The sequence below is a fragment of the Flavobacterium sp. 140616W15 genome (assembly GCF_003668995.1).
GTDB lineage: Bacteria > Bacteroidota > Bacteroidia > Flavobacteriales > Flavobacteriaceae > Flavobacterium.
The window spans coordinates 4,019,126-4,040,255 of record NZ_CP033068.1 but is presented as its reverse complement, the minus strand read 5'-3'; the positions used below and the strand labels follow the sequence as shown (position 1 = coordinate 4,040,255).

At 31.0% G+C, this 21,130-nt stretch carries 23 protein-coding genes; 3 read left to right on the top strand and 20 right to left on the bottom strand.

From position 1 onward, the window contains the following. Positions 1 to 123 precede the first annotated feature (123 nt). The 10 genes from EAG11_RS17650 to EAG11_RS17605 form a co-directional block, all read right to left on the bottom strand. Positions 124 to 456, bottom strand: coding sequence for a hypothetical protein (locus EAG11_RS17650; protein ID WP_129540324.1), 333 nt, complete (start codon positions 454 to 456; stop codon positions 124 to 126). A 4-nt stretch (positions 457 to 460) separates the two neighbouring features. After that, on the bottom strand, positions 461 to 925 hold the full coding sequence (locus EAG11_RS17645) for a hypothetical protein (protein ID WP_129540323.1): 465 nt from the start codon (positions 923 to 925) through the stop codon (positions 461 to 463). Between the two features lie 3 nt (positions 926 to 928). Beyond that, the gene (locus EAG11_RS17640) at positions 929 to 1,411 is read right to left on the bottom strand and encodes a M15 family metallopeptidase (protein ID WP_129540322.1); all 483 of its coding nucleotides are present in this window, start codon (positions 1,409 to 1,411) and stop codon (positions 929 to 931) included. 481 nt (positions 1,412 to 1,892) lie between these two features. After that, positions 1,893 to 2,507 carry a hypothetical protein gene (locus tag EAG11_RS17635; RefSeq protein ID WP_129540321.1) on the bottom strand — a complete coding sequence of 205 codons (615 nt, stop codon included), beginning with the start codon at positions 2,505 to 2,507 and terminating at the stop codon, positions 1,893 to 1,895. Between the two features lie 10 nt (positions 2,508 to 2,517). Then, on the bottom strand, positions 2,518 to 4,806 hold the full coding sequence (locus tag EAG11_RS17630) for a hypothetical protein (RefSeq protein WP_129540320.1): 2,289 nt from the start codon (positions 4,804 to 4,806) through the stop codon (positions 2,518 to 2,520). A 39-nt stretch (positions 4,807 to 4,845) separates the two neighbouring features. Then, positions 4,846 to 5,190: a hypothetical protein gene (locus EAG11_RS17625; protein ID WP_129540319.1), complete on the bottom strand. Its 345-nt coding sequence runs from the start codon at positions 5,188 to 5,190 to the stop codon at positions 4,846 to 4,848. 421 nt (positions 5,191 to 5,611) lie between these two features. After that, entirely contained in the window at positions 5,612 to 6,037 is a 426-nt protein-coding gene (locus tag EAG11_RS17620; RefSeq protein ID WP_035684757.1) for a hypothetical protein, read from the bottom strand. A gap of 126 nt (positions 6,038 to 6,163) precedes the next feature. After that, the gene (locus tag EAG11_RS17615) at positions 6,164 to 7,339 is read right to left on the bottom strand and encodes a DUF2586 domain-containing protein (protein ID WP_129540318.1); all 1,176 of its coding nucleotides are present in this window, start codon (positions 7,337 to 7,339) and stop codon (positions 6,164 to 6,166) included. A gap of 300 nt (positions 7,340 to 7,639) precedes the next feature. Further along, a complete protein-coding gene (locus EAG11_RS17610) occupies positions 7,640 to 7,819 on the bottom strand; it encodes a hypothetical protein (protein ID WP_129540317.1) in 180 nt (59 codons plus the stop codon). Positions 7,820 to 7,932: 113 nt separating this feature from the next. Beyond that, positions 7,933 to 8,508: a hypothetical protein gene (locus EAG11_RS17605; RefSeq protein WP_129540316.1), complete on the bottom strand. Its 576-nt coding sequence runs from the start codon at positions 8,506 to 8,508 to the stop codon at positions 7,933 to 7,935. Positions 8,509 to 8,791: 283 nt separating this feature from the next. Between EAG11_RS17605 and EAG11_RS17600 the strand changes: the two genes are divergently transcribed. Beyond that, positions 8,792 to 9,592 (top strand): S24 family peptidase, encoded by an 801-nt coding sequence (locus EAG11_RS17600; RefSeq protein ID WP_129540315.1) that lies wholly within the window; start codon positions 8,792 to 8,794, stop codon positions 9,590 to 9,592. A gap of 98 nt (positions 9,593 to 9,690) precedes the next feature. Here EAG11_RS17600 and EAG11_RS17595 read toward each other — a convergent pair whose 3' ends face one another. The 10 genes from EAG11_RS17595 to EAG11_RS17550 all read right to left on the bottom strand — a co-directional run bounded on the left by EAG11_RS17595 (position 9,691) and on the right by EAG11_RS17550 (position 16,602). Next, positions 9,691 to 10,461 carry a hypothetical protein gene (locus tag EAG11_RS17595; RefSeq protein WP_129540314.1) on the bottom strand — a complete coding sequence of 257 codons (771 nt, stop codon included), beginning with the start codon at positions 10,459 to 10,461 and terminating at the stop codon, positions 9,691 to 9,693. Next, complete coding sequence (locus EAG11_RS17590; protein WP_129540313.1) at positions 10,412 to 11,368, bottom strand: hypothetical protein; 957 nt, start codon at positions 11,366 to 11,368, stop codon at positions 10,412 to 10,414. Before EAG11_RS17590 ends, EAG11_RS17595 begins: the two co-directional genes overlap by 50 nt. A gap of 10 nt (positions 11,369 to 11,378) precedes the next feature. Further along, a complete protein-coding gene (locus tag EAG11_RS17585; RefSeq protein ID WP_129540312.1) occupies positions 11,379 to 12,011 on the bottom strand; it encodes a DUF4280 domain-containing protein in 633 nt (210 codons plus the stop codon). A gap of 3 nt (positions 12,012 to 12,014) precedes the next feature. Beyond that, positions 12,015 to 13,013, bottom strand: coding sequence for a hypothetical protein (locus EAG11_RS21975; protein WP_207209604.1), 999 nt, complete (start codon positions 13,011 to 13,013; stop codon positions 12,015 to 12,017). A gap of 77 nt (positions 13,014 to 13,090) precedes the next feature. Further along, positions 13,091 to 14,323, bottom strand: a complete 1,233-nt coding sequence (locus tag EAG11_RS17575; protein ID WP_242499195.1) for a hypothetical protein — start codon at positions 14,321 to 14,323, stop codon at positions 13,091 to 13,093. After that, positions 14,316 to 14,873 carry a DUF6046 domain-containing protein gene (locus EAG11_RS17570; protein WP_129540311.1) on the bottom strand — a complete coding sequence of 186 codons (558 nt, stop codon included), beginning with the start codon at positions 14,871 to 14,873 and terminating at the stop codon, positions 14,316 to 14,318. Before EAG11_RS17570 ends, EAG11_RS17575 begins: the two co-directional genes overlap by 8 nt. Positions 14,874 to 14,891: 18 nt before the next feature. After that, a complete protein-coding gene (locus tag EAG11_RS17565) occupies positions 14,892 to 15,362 on the bottom strand; it encodes a hypothetical protein (protein ID WP_129540310.1) in 471 nt (156 codons plus the stop codon). Between the two features lie 70 nt (positions 15,363 to 15,432). Beyond that, complete coding sequence (locus tag EAG11_RS17560; protein ID WP_242499194.1) at positions 15,433 to 15,630, bottom strand: hypothetical protein; 198 nt, start codon at positions 15,628 to 15,630, stop codon at positions 15,433 to 15,435. Between the two features lie 454 nt (positions 15,631 to 16,084). After that, complete coding sequence (locus EAG11_RS17555; RefSeq protein ID WP_129540309.1) at positions 16,085 to 16,276, bottom strand: hypothetical protein; 192 nt, start codon at positions 16,274 to 16,276, stop codon at positions 16,085 to 16,087. Between the two features lie 98 nt (positions 16,277 to 16,374). Then, the gene (locus tag EAG11_RS17550) at positions 16,375 to 16,602 is read right to left on the bottom strand and encodes a hypothetical protein (protein WP_129540308.1); all 228 of its coding nucleotides are present in this window, start codon (positions 16,600 to 16,602) and stop codon (positions 16,375 to 16,377) included. A gap of 326 nt (positions 16,603 to 16,928) precedes the next feature. Here EAG11_RS17550 and EAG11_RS17545 point away from each other — a divergent pair, with 326 nt between their 5' ends. Both EAG11_RS17545 and EAG11_RS17540 read left to right on the top strand, forming a co-directional pair. Continuing rightward, entirely contained in the window at positions 16,929 to 20,051 is a 3,123-nt protein-coding gene (locus EAG11_RS17545; protein ID WP_129540307.1) for a hypothetical protein, read from the top strand. 30 nt (positions 20,052 to 20,081) lie between these two features. Then, complete coding sequence (locus EAG11_RS17540) at positions 20,082 to 21,095, top strand: toxin-antitoxin system YwqK family antitoxin (RefSeq protein ID WP_129540306.1); 1,014 nt, start codon at positions 20,082 to 20,084, stop codon at positions 21,093 to 21,095. Positions 21,096 to 21,130 lie beyond the last annotated feature (35 nt).

The following is a 21,130-nucleotide window of genomic DNA, read 5'->3' as shown; positions in this document are numbered from 1 at the left end:
TGCTTTGTCCTTAACCAAGATTTTACAGGGTACTAATCAGTAGTTTCAGTAGGTTAATTTATGTTGTAAAGTGCTTATAATTAATTTGTTGACTTCGATATTTGAGAGTTAATGATAAGCTTGCTAAATGCTTGGGATAATCATATCAATAATTACTTTAAAAATTGTTTTAATGATATTATTTTTAATAGCGTTCAGTTTTATTTTCGATATTCCAGTAGTTTGAAGTGCTTGTAATGTCATTAAATCTAACTGACTTTTTAATAACCATTCTAATTCTTCTTCAGTTAAATCTCCAGTAGAAAAAAGAATCATCCAGCGTTCCAGTTTTTCTTTAGATGTTTCTAAAAATGTGTTTAGGTCTTTCTCTAATTCAGATTTATTGCTTTTATAACTGTTGATTATAATTGCTTTTGATTTACTTTTTAACTCTTCTATTAGTTTATTATGGTCCATAATTTTAGGTGTTTCCGTTGATTAAATCTAAAAGCGCATCCTTTGATTCTCTGTCTTTTTTAATTTCATACTGAATAAGTAAATCCAAAGCATCTAAAACTTGTTTTTTAGATTCTTCTAGAAAAGCCTTAGATACAATTCCTTTTGTTTCCCAACGTTTGAAGAAGCCAGCTAAAAGGTTTTTTTCTTTATTGGTTAGAAGCTTCCACATGGCAAAAGTGATTTCGTTGTTGGGCTTATTCTTTTCATATTCAGCCAATTTTTCGATGCTGAGCGTTAAAGCTTCAACTTCTTCTTTATGAGTGCTATAAGATGTAATAGCTTTATCCATTAATTTAGAGGTTTCAACTTTTAGCTCTGTCGTTTTTTGATATGAATAGTGATCGAATAGGGCAGTTTTGGTTGAAGTACAGGAGGTAATTGCAAAAAAAAGAGCAATTAGAAGCGTTAGGTGTTTTAATTGTTTCATTGTTTACTTGTATAAGATTACATAGTTTTTTTTGTCACGTTTTAGTTTGCTGAGCACTTTCCAGTCGCTATAGCCTTTTTTATCAAAATGCGGAAGGTCTTTAAAGGTTTTCCAATCACCACCCCAATTCCAGTTGTATTTCTTGAAAATTTGGACACATTCCTGCCAATCCGAAATTTGGTCACCATCCCAGTCTTTCGCTGTATCCCAAGAAGCCGTTTTACCATCGATAATCAGACAGATATCTACTGCAAAGCCATAATTGTGAATAGATTGGCCACCTTTGGCATTTGTTACTTTTTTTCCAGGTTTAGTTCTGCCGAAAGCATAAAGATCTTCCTGTTCCTGAAATGATCTAAGACCTTGTGTAATGCGTACTTTTGCTCTTCCGGTTAAAGCAATATCACATTCTTCGATGATTTTTGTAACTTCTTCCCTGACGGAGGGATGTAGCAAATCGATGTGTTTTTTTGTAGTTTGATCCATATTTGTATTTATTTAGATTTAAATTTTGAGAATAAAAAGCCTTTCTAATTGTTTGAAGACAACCAGGAATTTTAATATTCGATAAGATTATTTGTGTTTTAAATTTATTTACTGTTTAAATAAAGAGGTAAATAAATTTTAAAAAAGGTTCTTTTTGGTTTCTATTTAAGATGGAATACCTGTCTTTAAGAACACTGTAAAAATACGCCGAAATAGCGTGTTTAAAAAATAATAGTAACTTGTAAATCAGTAGTTTCAGTAGAAGGTTTTGAGGTTTTTCTAGTTTTGTTTTGTAGATTTTAATTTGGATAAATAGCAAAAAAAACACCCGTTTTTCCAAAGTAGAAAAACGGGTGTTTTTAAAATGAAATAAATTCATTCTTTATCTTTATTCTTTTGATAAACGTTCTATTTCATCAAATAATTCCTGATCCCAAATAAAATTAGATGTTTGATTACTTGTGAACAACTTTAAAACCAACTACCAAATCGATACGTATAAGATTACTTTATCTTCATTGATATTCAGTTTTATGCTGTTTTTAGTAATTTCTAACGAAGCTATTGGACTATCTTCCACTTCATAAAGCAATATATCATCCTTTTTAGTTTTGGTATATTCTTTTCCTTCTAAAGCTTTGTCGATAATATGAATTGGAACCTCTTGATTAAACTCCAGGAAAAGATTTTGCATATAATATTCACTCTTCCAATATTTCTCAATAATTTCCTCATCCGAATATTGTTCACTATGATATTGGGAAATCATACCGATAACTTCTGTTCTGGAAAAATTATAAGAGTTATATTTTGTTTCTGTAATAATTCTTCCTTTTTTATTGGTGTAAGATTGTAAAATCTGATCTTTTGAATCTAAGGAAATAATAGATTCAAATTTATCTCTAGCATATTTATCTTTGTATATATAAATCATTAGATATACCAATTCTTCAAAAGAGCAGGTTTTTGCATAATCTTCAAAATATCTTTCATCCCAATCAACTTTATCGTAATATAGTTCTTTTCTACTCAGATAATTTTCTTCTGTATGCTCTAGATTAAAATATAAAAAATCTAGTTTTGGTAAGTTATTCATAATTACTTATTTATTTTGTGAATTTAGTATATTCTATATAATCTCCAAACTTTTCTAATAAGGTTTCAGCATAAAACTGTGCCGTTTCGATGTCACCGCCACCAGTTGTATACTTTGTTGGATGTAATTTTGGGTATTTTGATTGCATTTTAGCATTTACTTTTTCAATAATTTTGAAATAATCTCTATCTACAGGATAAGCCTTTCTTCTTTTTAAACTGTAATCTACTCCAGTACTACCTACAGCACGAATTTCTTTTAAATTATGTTCTATAGCTATGAGTATGTCTGATGGGCTCAATGCTGAATTGCCAAAATGGTTGTGTGTTAGTATTAAATCACTGGCTTTTCCACCATTTTTCAAAATCTGTCGCTTTGCTTGGATAACTTGCATACGTTCAATTTTTAAACTAGCCTTTTTAATACCACCAAACTTTTCAAGAATTGCTTCACCATTGGCGTCAAAAAACATTCCAAATTCTTCTTCTAAAACTCTAATTTCATCTTCAATCTCTTTTACTTTTGGAAAATTCCCGGTAAGATCATCAATTTTACTTGAAATTTTCGCAAGCTTTGTTTCTAGTCTTTGAAATTCATTTATTATTTTTTCAGCATCCTCAATTTTCTCTTCTAACTTTAAAGCTTCATCGGTGTATCCGGCATCTTTAAGTGCTTTTGCTCCTTTTCTGCCTTTTTTAACTAAATTAATTAGTCCTTCTAATCCAAAAGTGGTAATATCAACAGCAATACTTATTTTTGTCCAATTGTCTACCAACCATCCTAAATCATTTTGTATTAATATTTGTTTTGCATCGTCATTGAGCATCGTTATTTCGACAGTTTCTTTTGCAACCTCAATATAAGCCAGAGTCACTGCTAGCTTACTTCCTCCGACTGCAATTACTCTTAAAGCAGATGCGATTCCCAGAATTGAGGTGGTAAGACTTACTAATTCCCAAAACTGCTTGTTTTTTTCTTGCTCAGAAAGGTGCAATAGCATTAAAATGGTTTCTGTTTTTTCAATGAATTCTCCAGTTTTCTGTCCTGCTGTAGTTAGTGAAGCCAAATGCATCGGATTACCATAATGGATAGGCATCGTTAGCATTTTTATCGAATCTGATCCTATTTTTGGATCTAAAAAATTAAAAGATGCTTTGAAATCAGACCAGAATTTATCCCAGTTTAATCCGTCGACAGATTTTACATTTATTAGACCTGTTTCTAATCTTATGGTGTTTAAAAAGATGTCTTTAAAAATAAAAGAATCTTTAGAACTGACGTAGGCTTTATTAATTTCTGCAAAAGATTGTTTGCCATAAGTTATCGCCAGTTGATGAATTAACTTTAAAAACTCGTTTCTAATACTTTTACCTGAATCATATATTTGTAAAACTTTTTTAGGTCTTTGTTCTAACCATTTATAAAGTTTTTTACCATCTTGTTTGTTTAAAGCCTTTAAGATGTTTAGAATTCCTTGATCTTCATTACGTCCTCCCAGATCAAAAATATTTTGATCTAAAAGAATATCAAGATCTCGATAGAGCTGTTTGCTTGTTTTAAGAGATGCTAAAATAAAATCAGGTATATCTTCATAGATAATATCTAATTTGTCTTTGTCGCTTCCTGCCTCGGTAATTGCTTTTTTATACTGTTGGATAATTGTTGCTTTAAAGGCTTCTATATCATAGCCAATAAATTGAGCCAAATATTCTAGTCCCTCATAACTATCAGTTTCAAATCTAAGTGCGAGGTTTTTTTTAAGATCGAAAATATTTAAAAGAAAGAAAATCTTTACGAGAAAAGATACTTTAAATTCAATATTTTTCAAATCAACAATAGCTTCTAAGATTTGACGATTACAACTAATAGAATATCCCTTAATAGTTCCTTTAAAATTTAGAGGAGCATTTTTAGGAAAAGAATCCAGTTGCAATTTTTGCGTTTTATTACCAATATTTTTCTTAATCCACAGTAATATAGATACTAAGGGTGATATTGATGCCGTTACAACTACTTCCTCTAAAGCACTTGCATTTGTATATTGATAATGATTCTCATTATTTAGTATATAACGATCACCTTTTAATGTGATTTCGTCTGGTTTTTTAGAATTTTTTGCATATTTAGCATCAAGTTCTTTGGCTGTTGCATAATGATCTTTAAGAAGTTTTTCCCATTCATTAGAATTCTTATCGTCTTCTATTTGCTGACGCCAAATGCCCAGGATAATTTGCCTAAACCGAGCCATTTCAGAAGCACTGGTGTCTTTTAGTTCTATAGTATGGTTTTTAATAATCATCAGGATAGTATTTTATGGGTAGGGCAAAAAAGGTGGTTGCTATAGTATTTCTACTTTAACGGGTTTTGGTTGGATATGATCTGAAAATGCTGTGGTAATATTGAGGCGTAAATCGTCTTCTTGTTCTATTTTTCCATCACCACCTAGATAGCAGTTTTTGAATAATACTTCGAGAGCTTTAAATTCGTCCATTTTTGAGGCTTGTAATACAGCAGAACGAATGCTGATATCTGGCTTTTTGAAATAAGCAAATAGAGTCGTTTCGTCATCATCAGCAATGGTGAGTTTAACTATTTTTTTATGCTTGTATTTCCATTGGTTTAATTGAGCTTGGGTAATATTTCCGTCAAGCACATCGACAGCTTTTGAGATTGTTTTTTCCATTTAGAAAGTGGTTGTTTGTTTTTATGATTGGGTAATTGATGTCTGATTTAATGATATTTCTTGATTGTTTACAACTGTTGTTATTAATACAGTAGAACAAGAGGAATGATAAAAGCCATATTTATGATAATAAAGGGCGGAGATGCTTTTTTATAGTGTCATTGGGGGTAATGACTGTATTTTAAAAAAAGAGGCCGCCTGAGTTATTGTTTTGAAGTTAAATAAGCTCGAAGCAGCCTCTTGAGGAAGATTTCCTGTCTAAAACGGACTAATAAAGAGCAAGTAGAATAGTTTGCTTACAAAAATCATGTTTCTTTTGAACTTCTTTTTTGCGTAACGCATTTAATATTGGGTTTCTCCTTTTAGTCGGTTTTAGAAATAGGGAAGAGGGTATTATAATTTTAGGAATTTATCCAGGTGATTAATTCCACTCAACATGAGAACAGATTAAGTCAAAAGAAACTGCAATTTTTGTATCTCCTTGGCTAATTCCTCTGCTGTTTGAGTTAAACTCACAGTTTCTTACCGTATGTGTAATTACTTCGTTACTATCGTCGAGGTAGCTTACAATGATACTAAAAGGGTTAATATCTTGTAATCTTTGTCCTTTAGGTAAAGCTGCTAAAATAGCTTCTACTTCGTAGTTGTATAAAGTGATTGAAGCTTTCGCCTCATATTTTCCTCTACCTCTGTGTACTGGCATATCTCCAGCTCCGTAATGGTTTTCTTTAGATACTGAGTCGCTATAGTTTACAGCTGTAATTCCAGTAACAATGTTACCTGCAATACTTACTTCAATTGATGACCAGCTGTGTTGTTGTCCGTTAATTAATGGTAATTTATTCATATGTATCTTGATTTTTTTTTGATAATTCCGATAAGGTTCGGGTTATTACTTTTCTTCATTTGTTTTATCACAATTGAATTAAGGCAATATTATTTGTGAATTTTATTGTTTTTAAATGATAAAGAATTATGCTTTATCGATTCCGAATGGATTTTTGAATCCTAAATCGACGATAATTTTGCGTGCAGTTCCAATTGGAGTAATTTCTGCTTTCACTTTTAATTCAGACGTTGCTAAAATGTTTTGTTTAGGATCTACATACACATCAAAATCAGAAACTTCTTGATTTGCAACCATTCCTTCTAAAGCACTTCTGCATAAACCTTCGAAGTTTTTTGAAACCGATTGTGGTAATTTGCCGTCAATATCTACTAAAACCGGAGAAGCTAATTTTGGTAATAAAGCGGTACGCAATAAACGTGTTGCTTTATTAATAGTACGGTTGTTTTCTACATAAGCAAAGTCAGATATACCTGCAGTACAAGTGTGACTGTCATTAAAATAAAGACCTGGTAAGCCAGTATGTGTTTTTGCGAAAATGAATCTTTTTTCGTTTAAATCATTTAAAGTTCCAAGAGTCTTAATTTCTTTTCCTCCTATAAAACCAGCTTTTGAAAAGCCTTCACCAGTAAGATTGAATTTTTCGATCCAGGCAATGTTTTCAGATACTTTTGCTTTAGAAATTGCGCCTAATACTAAACCAACTGCAGCAGAGTTTTTATATTTATTTGCTTTTTCTACATCCATAGCAATTACAACAGATACGTTTTCTGCATCTGATCCAGCTAAAGAAGTTGCGTCAACAGTAAATCCTTTCCCTTCCAGAATGACTTCAAAAGGCATATAGTCAGTATAAGCAAGATCAGCTTGGCTTTGTGCCGCTAAAACCGCGGCTTGAGTTTGTGTAAACGTGGTTGGTCCAGAGTAAATAATTGCTAATTGACGAATGTTTCCGTTTGCTTTTTCCTGCATGTCCATTGCTTTTGCGGCAATGTCTTCATAAGAAGTGGCTGCTGTTTTCATAATGTACAAATCACCAGAAGGATTCATTCTGAAAAATTGCTGAATCTGATAGTAAGCAGATTGTCCTTCTATATCATATGCTGCTGTAATTCCAATGGCTTCAGCATCTTCTAATGAAGCTAAACGTTTTACTGTGTCGGATTCTAGTTTTAATTTTAATTCATCTGGAAATGAAGAAGGTTCATCAAAAAGTAATCCTGAAACCATGTCCTGCTCTGGATTTCTTCTTCCTAATCCGCCTGATAGTTTGTTAATCACTACATCGTTTAATGTACTCATAATATAAATTGTTTTAATTGTTTAAAATTTGTTTTTCACTCAAAAAAGAGCAAAAGAAGGGCTGTAACAAGTTGCTAAAATTGTTATTATTAATTATTTAATGTTGTAAAAAGGTATTTGTAAACTAGAATCCAAAAAGCAGAATTGGTGTTTTTAGACAGTTTGGTAAAAACGGTTTTTTTTAATTGAATTTTCCTCTTGGCAAAGAGATTAATTTGCTTTTGATATCGAGTACAAATTTAAGGCTCAAGGTTGCTTTTTCCAATTATTTTGATAGTCAAAACCAGTAGTTTCAGTGGTTTAAGCTTTGGTTGCTGTAGAGAGACCTTCATTTATAATAGTGTAAATTGTGCGCTCTGTCAGGAATAATGTGTCAGAAAGTTCTGAAACCACAACTTTCATCTGTTTAGCTTGATTTCTATTTAGATAGCTGATAACATAATCTCTTCTTTTTTCTAATAGTGTTTTGCTTCTTCTCATGCTTTTAGGTTTAAATAGGGTACAGTTTAGTTAAGATTTGTGGGGATGTGGTTTAGTTTTTTTCTATTTAATTATTTGTGAATACCAACTGTTAAGTTTGTAGCCTGCTCAAATTAAGTACTAGTTTTCAAATCGATATCTCCTTTAACCTGATTTGGATTTATTTCTATTACTCCAGTAGTTAAGTTATATCCTAACTCTTCTAGTTCTTCATTACTTAAACCATTATTGAAAAGAATGTATTTCTTTTTTAATATATTTTCTATTAATGTTGTTTTATAAGTGATTTCCCAAATAAAATAATCATTTTTATTCCAGTAAGTGTGCTCGTTTGTACATTGTTTTTCCCTTATTTTAAATGTTGAATTGGTGTCTATATCAGCATTACTATTGTTTTTAGATAATATGGCTTTGTCTATTCGTTGAGCAATATCGAATGCATTTGCATAACTTGTTGAAGAAATAGTTTCTACAGGTAATATAATATACAGGCAAAATGATACATCAGCTTTGTAGTTTTTTTCAGAAGATGTTTCCCAGTTTACGATATCATACTTAAACATTACTACCGGTGTTTCAATAGAATCTTTAAAGATAGTATCAGTATAAAGTTGAACTGTTGGCGCATTAGAAGTGAACTCCATTTCGATTGCGTTCTTTTTTTCGGTATAAAAATCTTTTAAAATCATATGGTGGATTATTTTTGACAAATATACAACATATGTTTTGATTTGTGCAACATATTACGATGAAAAATGCAGTAATTTCAGTAATATGATTTAATTATTTGGATTGTATATTAGAGTAATACAGTAGGAAAAAGGCTTTAAATGTCTTTAAATTCAGATGTTACGTAAAAAAAACACTAAAGAATGCTATTATTTATTATATATTTTTTAATTTTGCAACATATAGTTGAATATGTAAGATTGGTTAAAACATATTACATGATAAAAACAAATGCAATACAAGATGGAAATACATACTAAGATAAAACGTATTATAGATGAGATGAAGTTAAATAATAACTCATTTGCGAAGTTAATAGGAGTAACCAGCACTACAATTGATAGTATAACTATTGGAAGATTGCAATCTGACGGAGAAAGAAAAAGGACAAAACCTGGTTTTGATTTGCTTCAAAGCATCATCACGCACTGTAATGTAAACCCAGACTATTTTTTTGGAAATAGTGATGAAATTTTTGCTAATAAAATAAATAGTGAAGTTGGTTTAAATTTACCGAAGATTATAACCGTAAATGAAGAGGGTGAGGAAAATATTAATTTTGTTGGTGTAAAAGCAAGAGCAGGCTATTTAGACGGCTATTCAGATCCGGAATATATGGAAAGTCTTCCGTCATTTAGTATGCCAATGTTAAAGAACGGAACTTACAGATGTTTTGAAATAAAAGGGAATTCGATGTCTACAACTATCCATGACGGCGATTATCTTTTTGGAAAATATGTTGATAATTTTGATGATATATTAGATGGAAGAATTTATGTGATTATCAGTAAGAATGATGGAGTAGTGGTTAAAAGGGTTTTAAACAGAATTAGGGAAAGTGGAAAATTAATTCTTAAATCAGATAACAGAGACGGTAATTACCCCATGTACTCTATTTATGCTGAAGATATTCTGGAAGTTTGGTACGCTAGTATGTATGCCTCTAAACAAATGCCAGATCCAATCAATATTTATGAAAAAATTCATGATCTCGAAAGTAAATTCTATGAAATGGAAGAGACTTTGAAAAAGAAGCTAAACTAGATAAACCAAAAAAACTGCAACGTTATGTTGCAGTTTTTTATTTATTATACATTTTTAGTTTATTATGATTTGATACTTCGTGTATTATAAAAGAGAAATTAGTTTTCTTTATGCTCATCACGCAATACGCCAGGTTCGTCTTCTAATACTGCATCGCTACTTGGTTCTTCCAGACTTACGCCAAACATTTCCATTATCATTCTTTCTTTTTCAGCACAAAGATCTAAACCTTCTAATTCTTTATTAGTAAAACTCGTTCTTCGAAATATCTGGCTAGGAAATGCGATGTAGTCTTTGTTTTTACCGTTTTTTATAAATAGCAAAATGATCTTAGGATAAGTATCCTCTATACCGCTGCAACCTGTTATTTTATAATTTCGAATAGTTATGTTATCATATTTTATTAGGTAATAGTTAAAGAGAATATCTGAAATTTTATTCATTTGTTCTTCAGTAACTAAAGTTTTAGAATCATGAAATTTTGATTTTAAGTAGTTTCGTGGTTCTTTATCTTCGTAGTATTTTGGCGTTACAACATAAACCGAATCGTATGTTGAAAAAGGAAATAATATCTTTGTTTTTTCTAATGGAATTTTGAAAAACAAAACGATTGAGTCTTCTTTTGTTTTTGGTTCTGGCGGAGCTGGCGGTAGATTTAATAAAGTTTTACGAAAATTTAAATTTTCGTGATAGAATTCACAATTATCGCCACAGTTATTATCTCGCAATTCTTTTAATTTTTTTTCTTGGGCACGGTTTATTAAAGCTATGAATAAAAAGATACAAATTAATATTTTTCTAGATGTCATATTTATATTTTTATTTAAAATCGGGGTATTTTTTTTCTTGCTCTTTTTTCCAATTATCATAGCTAATTGTTGTTACGTATTTTTTATGAAAGATCTCGTATATTTTAGAAAAGTACAATTGAGCATAATGTTCTTTATCAGTTTGTTTTTTTGTTAATTTAGCTTCTCTGTCTACTAAAGTATATATTTTTTTTCCCATACTATGTAACCAAAGTTCTTTTTTTGTTATAATTATCTGCTTTAGGTTAGTATCGTAATACAACCATCCATTTTTATCTCGCCATGCAGAAGATAAATAACTGTTTAAAATGGAATGATATTCGCTGATAGTTAGGTTGTTATATGTAGAGTCTCTCCCGTCATCGATAAAAGAAAAATTAGTGTTACCAAATATTTTAATGTTTTTATCTGTAAAATCTGCAAGTTCTTTTAAGAAACCTGCATCATCGGCTTCATTACATGCTACCGAAATGAACGTTCCACTATCTAGTATGGCCCCTATTAACATTTTTAAGCCCAAAAATGTTTTAATTTTTAATTCATCAGGACCATCTTTAGCAAACGTAAGTTTAGACTTTTCAAGAATTTTTGTAACATATGCCTGATTTATTTCTTTTGGAATTTCACTTAGTTTAGAAATCACTAGTTTAATTTCACGAATTTTGTTTGCAAATAAAATGGCCCAGTTTTTTTTGCCCTTTGAGGTGTCGGAAAATATATTTCCGTGATGAACAAGACAAATGTTTTTATATTCGTATTTTGCATTTAATTTATTTATTGCTTCAAGATCGGCTATGCTATCCAGTTTTACAACTTTCCAGATGTCATTATAGACTCTGTTAAATTGCAAGTTACCTCCAAGTTCTAAAACAATTAAAAGATTTATTTTCGTTTTATCTACAACTAATTTTTTATCTTGAAAACTAGTATTACCATTAACTTCTTTTATTCTAAATGTTCTTTCCATTTTTTAGTTATTAGTTTACGTTTTCAATCGCGATTTCCTCTTTTAAAATAGCAAATCCATCGGTATTTACTTCACCAGTAAATTTTACTTGTTTCGTGTTTTCTTTGACGTCTTTTCCGTCTATCTCATCTATTATAACAACGACTGTTTCTCCTTCTTTGTAGTTTTTTGTTTCTACAACCAAGCTTACTTTGTCTCCAATATTTGCAGTATCTATTTCTCTATCTAAATTTCCATTTTTCCAGGTAACATTTAATATTTCCTTTGTCAAAGGTGTTATCACCGGCGGTGAATAATTATCAAGGATGACTATTTTAGGTTCAGTTTGAAGCGGATCTATAATTTTGATATTTCCTCCAACTTCGCATTTTAGGGTTGAGTTTTCTAAAAGAGCTTTTTTATCTCCTTCGAATACATTATTTGCAGGATCCTTCCACTTCGTTTTTATATCAGGGATACAGAGATTATTTTGTCGTAATTTACAATTTCCAAAAAACAGACTTTCAAAAGTTTTCTCACTATCCGTAGCCATCAATTTTTCCTGAATAAAAATGTTACTTTGAGATTTCACATCAAGTGCTCTTGGGGCAGTACCTTGATCGCAGGCGCATATTGCACCATTACATACATATTTGGTAGCCATAATTTAATTGATTTTTACTTTATCTCCGCTAATAATAGTATCTCCTGTGGCATTAATATTGATTTTTTCAGTCGATTTAATATTTATATTTTTTGCTTCGATGTTAATATCTCCTTCACTTTTTAAACTAATGGCTGTTTTTCCTTTCAGTTCAATTAAATTCTGATCATCTTTTTTTAATCGAATACTATCGCTTTCTCCATTCAATTCAAATGATAGTTTCTTAAGCTCATCTTCTTCGAATAAGTATGCCGCTATTTTGCTTCTTTCAATAGCTAAAGAAGCTTGCTTTTTATCGTCATCGTTTTTTAATAAAATAGCATAATTCTCAGGAGTTGCAACCATTGAATTTAATTCTTTGCCTGTGTTGTTCTTAAATTTGAAAGAAACATTTTCTTTTGAAGCACTCAAGACTAAGGATTCTTTTACTTCTTTGTTTTCAATCGAATTAAAAGTTGTGGTTAAACTATCAGGTGTAAAATGTGTAATTGCCACTGGTTTTTCATCATTATCAAAGTAACTAATTTTAAAATGTTGTTCCTTATCAAACTCTATTTTAGCGACATCGATAATTTTAGTTTCATCAGTTTCAGTTGCGGTATCTGTATTTATATAACGAATATGTAGTTTATTGCCGTCAGCACTATAATCCAGAAAAAAATTAGAGTCAAATTTAGATTGAATTCTCCCCATAAGTCTGTCGACTTCTGAAAATTGCGAAACAAACGCTCTGGTTTCTACTCCGTCAATAATTGTGGCTAAAACCCAACTGTCTTTTTTGGGAATGGTTATAATTCCTTGTTCTACATCAAGGATTGAAGCTTTTAATCTCACGTTTTTAAGTATGGCACCATCGGCACGCATAATATTTACGGTATAAGCATCATTTGTATTATGAGGTGATTCTGTTTCCTTATTTATTTCGATGACTTTTGCCGCAAAAGTTTCAATGATTTGATTTTTACTGGCAACATCTTTGATTAGATCTGTTATATTTCCCATTTTTTATTTTTATGCTATTTCTACTCTTCGTCCTATATAAATTTTTTGCCTATACCCGTTTTCACCGTAACTTCGCTCTACTTTTTCGACCTGAAAAGTGCCGTTTTTTCTTTGTCCTTTGCATTTTCAAGAATTACCTTGTCGGTAGGTCGTACAAATGGCTCGCCAAAAGTGAGAAAATAGCCTTCAAATCCGCTTGGTTTCGATTCCATTGCTCTTGAAGCGGCATATTGATACAATTCTGAAGCAATTTCTGTTGTTGCTTTTTTGAAAGCTGCAGGATCGTTAGGCAAGTCATCGGTATCATTATGCAAAACATGAGTTTTTATTAATTGCCCATTTGGATCACCTAGTTCAATATAAATTGGAGTATTTGAATTTTTAAAATATTTTTCTACTCGTGTACGGGTGTTTTTTGTAGATTCATTAACTACGATTAGTTTATCTTCAATAATATTATAGCGAAACCTAAAACGTACTTTTCCGGAAAAACGATCAGAGACAGATTGTGTTGCTTTATTTAATTGTGAGCCCAAAAGAGCAAGTCCTTGATTAATTAACTTTTTTACCAGAGTTCCTGCTAACGGACTTTTAATGAAATTCCGATCTATAAAGCTCGCTAATTCAGTTGTGGTATGTTGTTGTGGATTATTGGTAATTGTAAGCACAGGCGCAGCATTTTCGGTTTTAAAATAGGTGTAAATCCCTTTGTCTTTCAACATCTCAAAAACTTGAGCCAAACTTTGGTTTCTGTTAATCACGATATTTCCTAATTCTTCATCAAGTGCATTTACTTTAAATGGTAATTTTAGTTCTTTAATTCTTTTTTCAAAGAAAGTTTTAGGATTGAAATTATCAACATTTGTTGTGGGGTTGGTTGCCACAATATTTAGAATATCTTGTTTATTCTGAACGTCATCATCTTTTACTGCTTTTACTTTTTTAAAAGCATACATCGCATCTTCGCAGGTTATCACAGCATTTATATCCGCTTGTACTCCTGTGATGTAACCTCTGAAAGCAGGTTTGTAATCGCCATCATATCCTAAAAATATTTCGATGAAATTTTCTAGTTTAAAAAAATCATAAATTGATTTTTCTTCACCACTTGCATTTGTAAACAAGCTCTGATCAAAACCTTTGGTATCCGTATATACTTTTTGCGGCATCACAATAGTCGCTGTATCGGTAAGGGATTTGTATGAACTGCTGATGTCTACTTTTTTTACATAAGTAAATTCATAAAATTTAGGAGTGGGGATATGTCTTACCGTTTCGTAAACTCTAATTTTAGCATTTAGTTTAAGCATTGTCTCTAATTATTAGTTCTACAGTTTCATCTGAGGTGGCACTTGCCGTAAATTTTTGAATGTTTTTTGTTCCTGAAATAGAAGGGATAGCGTAGGAGTCTATTACTAATTCATAGATACCAAATCGATTCAAAATAGCATGAGTAACTCTTAAAGCATAAGGGGCATTCAGGAATTGCTTCAATAAGAAAAGTTTTTCTTTTGGATATTCATCTCCAGTTTCATTGGCAATTAGTCCTTCGATTGAAATATTAAAATCACCATTTGTAATATGTTCCTTAATGGTTGAATCGCGTCCTTCGATTCCTTCTTTCTTTATAGTTTTTGAACGATTTAAATTAACCGTTACAGCATCTATTCGTAAACTAGGTAGGGTAAGATCTTTTTTTACAAGAGGTTCAAAAACTAAAGGAGCAAAGACTCTTAGATTAAATTCACCTCCGGTTTTATCAATAATAAAATCTTTCGATTCTGATTCGTTATAGTTAATGCCAGTATATTCGGTTTCTTTGGCATCTAAAATTTCGTTTACATTAAAATTGAATTTCATAATGATTTATTTTTATTTTTAATTTGAAAATGTTTGTGCAAAGGCTGTCATGAGTGTGTTTTCCATTCTTTTATCGTTATGTTTTTGTAACCAAAGGGCTTCTTCGAGTAATTTATAAAACTCGTCCATTGATAATTGATAGGGATCTATCTGAAAAGCATATCGAATAAGAGCGGCCGATTTTTTGAATTCATCTTTTTGTGGTGTTGCATCGATTGTAAATTCGCTATCCTTTTTGATCATAGTGACAATAGAATTTCCTGAAGAAAGCATGAATTCGTCATCATAATTTTCTTTATTCAAGACACATTCTTCAAATAAAAATAGGATTGCTTCATAAGGATTTTCCTTGTATTTATCTTGATAATTAAGAAATGTATTGAATGATGGTTTTTTGCAATATGCTGTTGTTAATTGATCCTCAGAAGTAAGTTTTAATACCGTATCGTATTTTTCTTTTAGTTTTTGTAGTGTTATTTCGTCTGGCATTTTTTGTTGTTTTAGAGAATTTGTCTTTTTGCTGTCATAGAGAATTGAGGATAAGAGATTATTCGTATATTTAAATACTGCTGTCTCTGCTTTCTTTTTTAATGGCTTCGGCTAAGCTTTCATTTTTTTCGGATAGACTTAAAGGCGCAATCGTAAAATGTTCTATAAAAATGTTTCCCTCAGATGTTTGTCCCAAAGGATTTTTGAAATTACTCATGTCGGGTGTTTTAGGTGTTTCTCCTAAGTCTCTTGGTGTATAATCCATCATGGGTTGAATGTTTAATTATTAAAATTGTTATTGAAAGTGATTCTTAAAGTTGAGGTATTAACACTCTAAAATGCTCTGAAAGTATGAGGCCACTTTTTAGTTATTAGAGAAACTAATAGTTGAAATTAGAGTTTGTAAAAGTAGTACTGAAAGGTGTAAATGAAGAAAAATATAACTCCTGTTTTCAGTAGTTTCAGTAGAAATAAAACAACAAACAAGTTGTTGATATTCAAGTGATTGTTTTTATTAGGATGTCAGTTTATTAACATTATTGTTCATGGAAAGGAATCTCATTATTATAGTTTTTAAACTGAGTTTGCATTTAGCTTTTTAATTAACAAAAACACCCAAGACCATCAGAAGATTTATCTTATCCGATGATTTTGGGTGTGTTAGTTTACATTAGTTTTGAGAGTTTGTTTTTAACTTGAGGATGCTTTTGTATTCCTATTATTTAATCTTCTTCTTTCGTAAAGAAGGGAGTAATACTTGTCAATGCTGCTGACAAAAACAGTCCGATTAATTTGATCCTGTTGATTGTTATCAATGACAATCCTGCATCTTGTAAAAGGTCAAATTTGGTGTCAATTAAAGCTGTTAAAGCAATAAAAAGACTTGTAATTACTGCGATTTTTTGTTTGTTCATATAATTTATTTTTGATTTATTTTTTTACAAAAGAGTACTAGTGATCGATAGTATAAGCTCCAAAAAACGGAATTGATGCTAGAACCAAGTAAAAGTATTTATTGATGCTTGGTATTTGCAATGTCATAATAAGGGCTTGTGGTTACTAATTTCAAATTTTGTATAATAACATAGGTAAAAGTTCGTCCAAGTATGTTATTTGCATACCCATCAGCAACGCTTTTTTGAGCTTTCTCTGCTTTAGTATTTAATGTGTTTACAGGGCTATTTATGCTGTCTTGAGGTATTGTTTCATTCTTGTGCCAAAACTCTGCCAGGAAGCCCAAAATTGCGTTTGTGCTGGTTTTTCCCAGTTTTAAACCAGATTAGAATAGGGTTGCTATTTGTTGTCATATTAGATAGGGGTTGATTATAAAATTAAATTGTGAATTAAATTTTTATAGACTCAGTTTTTTAAGTGGAAGTTTTTGAAAAAAAACGGAAAGTTGACGTATTGATATTTATAATTTGACCAGTACTATTCGATTCTTAATGATGCAAAAGTAGTATCAAAGAATAGAAAACAGCCACAAAAAAAGGGGCTATATTCAGTAGTTTCAGTAGAAACAAAACTTACTGAAACTACTGAATACAAGTGATTTGTAATTTTAAAATGATTTTTTTTGCAATTACTTTTACACCAAGAAAAAATACCCTAGCGATGAATAAAAATGCAATCCATAATTTCAATCTTTCAATCAAAAATAGTACTGCTATAAATAGTTCTGAAGATTTAACTGAAGCAGTCATAAAAGAATTAGCCAAAGTTTCAAAAGAAATGAGCCAGCAAAAAGATATAGTACAGGTATGGCAGGAGCAAAATGCTTTAAATACTACTATTACAAACAATTCTAGTGTCTTACCCGAAGGAGGTGCTATAGATACCAGTATTGAAACAATCAGAAAAACTGGGTTATCTGAGAGTACTATTTCTTCGGTTTTTGAGGGATCAATAGCAAATCATAATGCCTTAACAAGTATTATTTCATCAGAGAAAACAGGAACTCCAAATGCTCTAATCGGAGGAGGCGTTGCTGAAACCAATGGCAGAACAATAGTTAGTTCTACCGTATCAGGCAACACTACTCCTCCGATAATAGGAGCAGATAATAATACGCTAAACTTTAGCAACGGTCTAACAACTCAGACGTACGCGAGTGTGGCAACACAACAAACGCTTACGGTGCCTCAAATGCTTCAGGAAAATAGCAGTGAACCAACTATAGAAGTTGTCAAAGCAGGAATTAAAAAGAGATTAGATCTAGCCATTACCGCAAATAATAGTGTCGAGATTAAATATTGGAGAGGTATTTCCAACGCCTTTGATGAAGGAGCTACAGCTCAGGATTTTGATGGTAAAAAGGATCAAGAACGTTTTACAGAAATGTATTTTGGATTACAAAAGTGGCGTTTAGCAACAATTGATGAGACTACAATTAATAACGTAAATTGGGGAGAAGTAAGTGAGTCAATGATCTTCAAATTATCGCAATTATCCAAAGAAGAAAAAGAAGATAGGCTAATTAGATATTATAACAAATTGATTAAAGAAATTAGAAATCCGGCTATAAATATCCCACAACTCTTTTCAGAACATGATGAGTTATTTTTATTATTAAAGTCAATTTTCCCACATTTACCAGCTAAGATAGCAATTCAAACCCAAAAAGGAAGTTATCCAGATCTAAGTCCTCAAAAAATGTATCCTGACCTTGGAGTAAAAAACATGTATTTTATTTGGTCAGAAACTCAATTAGATGAAGTAGTAATTAAAAATGGTAAAGGAGAAATACTAAAAGACGAAAACGGTCAATATCGTGATTTAAAAAATGGTCAATGGTATGATTATGACAGAATCGAGAATCCTACAAAAGTGGGGTCTACTTTCTGGAAGGCCTCATTGTATAACACTATAAATGAGCAGCATTATTTATACCATACGATTGGGCAACGTCATGCTTATTATCAATTTGCAGATGCTTATTTAAAGACCAAAGGCATTATCTCTGAATGGTTTGATGCCGCTGCAAGAGTAACGATGGGGTCGATAAAAGAAGCGTTGCAAGGTGAAATCGCATTACAATCGGCAGAAATGGTTAATTTTTGGTATTTATCGGATAAGACTGACGAGTTCTTAAAGGAAGGAAATAGGAATTTGTTTTCGGATAATATGAATAATGTAAAACTACTTTTAGAAGGTAAAGGAAAATTAAGTGGTGAATTTATAGATGCAAAAGGGAATAAGCAGAGTTTTAAAAATTTATCTAAACAAGAGTTGGACTACAAATTAGTAGAGTTTGAACAGTCCTTGGTTCAGGAATATATCAATTTTTCTTTTAAGGATTTAAATAATAGTTTTATAAAAAAATCATTAGATGAAGTATCATCTACTACTGGAAATAAAGAATTTGACGCTATTATTAAAGAAATCAATGAGAATTTTACCCATTGGATGGCTCCGGATATAATGCAGGATATCATGGAAAAATATTTTATGACAAAAGGAAAATTAACGTTCAATTTTGCAAAATATGACGATAGGGTAAAATTGGGTCAGCTAATGGTAAAAGAATTGTATTACTTAAGATTGAGCGATACGTTTAAAGTTGATTCGATTGACAAAATACTAAAAAATCCGGTACAAAATAGTACTAAAACTAGGGAGTATTTTATAATTGATCAAAAACATGCAGTAAAAGAGAAAGATAAGCATATAAAGGAATATAAGTTTTTAGAGCGGTTAGAGCGAATAAAAAAGAAACTTAATGACAAGTCCGCCCATTCAGATGAGGTTTCTAAAATTAAAAAAGATTTAGTAAATGCTAGCGTTGAAGAAATTAAAAAATCACTAGTTAATATTAAAAAAGAAATTAAGAATTCATTAGTGAATATTGGAAATGAAGTTGAAAATTCTGCATTGGCTATTGAGAAAATAGTTTATAATGATTTGAGAGCATTCTACGATGAGATTAAAAAAGAATTTGAAATAACCAGTACAACTGGGTTTGAGGATAAAGAATATGCTGATTTAATTAAAAACTTTTACAAGGATTTGATTGAGATATATGAGATAAGCGAAAAATTAAGAGCAAAGTTACCAGAGGAGAGAGATAAAATAATAAATTCTATAGCAGAAGAAGCCAAAAAGATGCCTGATGAAATAGCTGTAAATGCATTACTTAGAGCTGCTGAATCTTATTACCCAGGAGTTAAGACACTTGAAGATGGTGAAAAAGAAGAATTATTTAAAAATAATTACAAAGCTTCAGTAGCTATTTTATTATATGAGTTTGCAACAGGTACTGGTCCTGAGATTCGTAATTTTGATTATCACGTGCATAAATTTGCGCAAGCCATTCTACAAGATCGAATGATTGATGAAATTATGGAGGAAACCTTAAAATTATTACAACAAACCAATTATGATTTTGTAAACAAACCCGACAGCAAAGACTTAAAAGTAGATTTAGAGCTCAGCCCAACCCCTGTTTTTGTCATTGAAAGTTTTGACAAACACTTAAACTCTAATTTGGCACAAATATTTATAGGTGGTGCTTTTGCCTTAGTGCGTATAAAAAATAAAAAACTAGAGGGCTATATTTATAATAAAACATCAAGAGAATCATTAATGCTTCATTTAAATGTTGGAAATAGAAAAAGGAAAAATGATAGAGCCGATGAAAAAATATTATCAACTATAATTCAAAGAATTTATTTCACGTTTAAATTACCCTAAAAATTGTAAATTGCAGGAAATTTAAAACAAATGAAGCCTAAAATCACTTTACTATTTCTCTTATTTGTCATTCTTTGTGCGTACACCTCTTGCCAGACAGAAGTCTTAGGGAAATATTACAATATAGAAGATGACAAAGCCCTGCATTATGTAGATTTTAAAGCAGATGGAACTTTTTTTCATTATTACAAAAAAGATACTATAGAACGCAGTCATTCAGGTGAATGGACTCGAGAAGACAACAAAATACATATTTTTAACTGGGAAGAATACAGCTACGAATATCTAAAGATAATATCAGGAATGGGCAAGGTAGAATTTGGAACTATTCTTGGCAATCAAATTTTTTGGATAAGAGGTCCGTTTTTAAATAATACTCCTGATGGAAGTAGTCCAGGAAGTTACATAAAAGAAGAAGATGTAGAGAAGGTAAGGAGTGAAAGCAAGGAAGAAGAAGAACGCTGGCAGAAATATCTAAAAGATAAAGACACTTTTTATTTTCCAAACACAAAAATTATTAGAGCTATTGGGATAGAAAAAATAACTTCTGGAGAGAACGAGAAAAATTATGGATGGAAACATTTTTATGAGACAGGCGAATTAGAATCAGAAGGCAAGTATTCATTAAATTGGAAAAGAGGTATTTGGAAATATTATTATAAGAATGGGCAATTAAAAGAATTAGGTACATTTCAGGATAGTTTAAAAGTAGGTACTTGGGAATATTATCATGATAATGGAAAATTAAAAGAAAAAGGGATATATATATATGTAAAAAATGGAGCATCTGGTACAGTTTCTGAAAATAAAAGCTCTAAATATTATTTTACGAAAAAGAGAGGAGATTGGAAAATTTATGATACTAATGGAGGACTAATTAAAACAGAAAAATTTCCAACAAGAGAAAAATACTATGATAGCCTATATATGGCGCCTCCATATGACTATAGCAAGAGCGATGCTATTGAAAAACGAAATGAAAGAATAGAAGTGTTGGATAAAGACTACAACGACTACAAAGCATCGTTACCTGCTAAAAAATAATATAAAAAGAGTCATTTGTAACCCAAATGACTCTT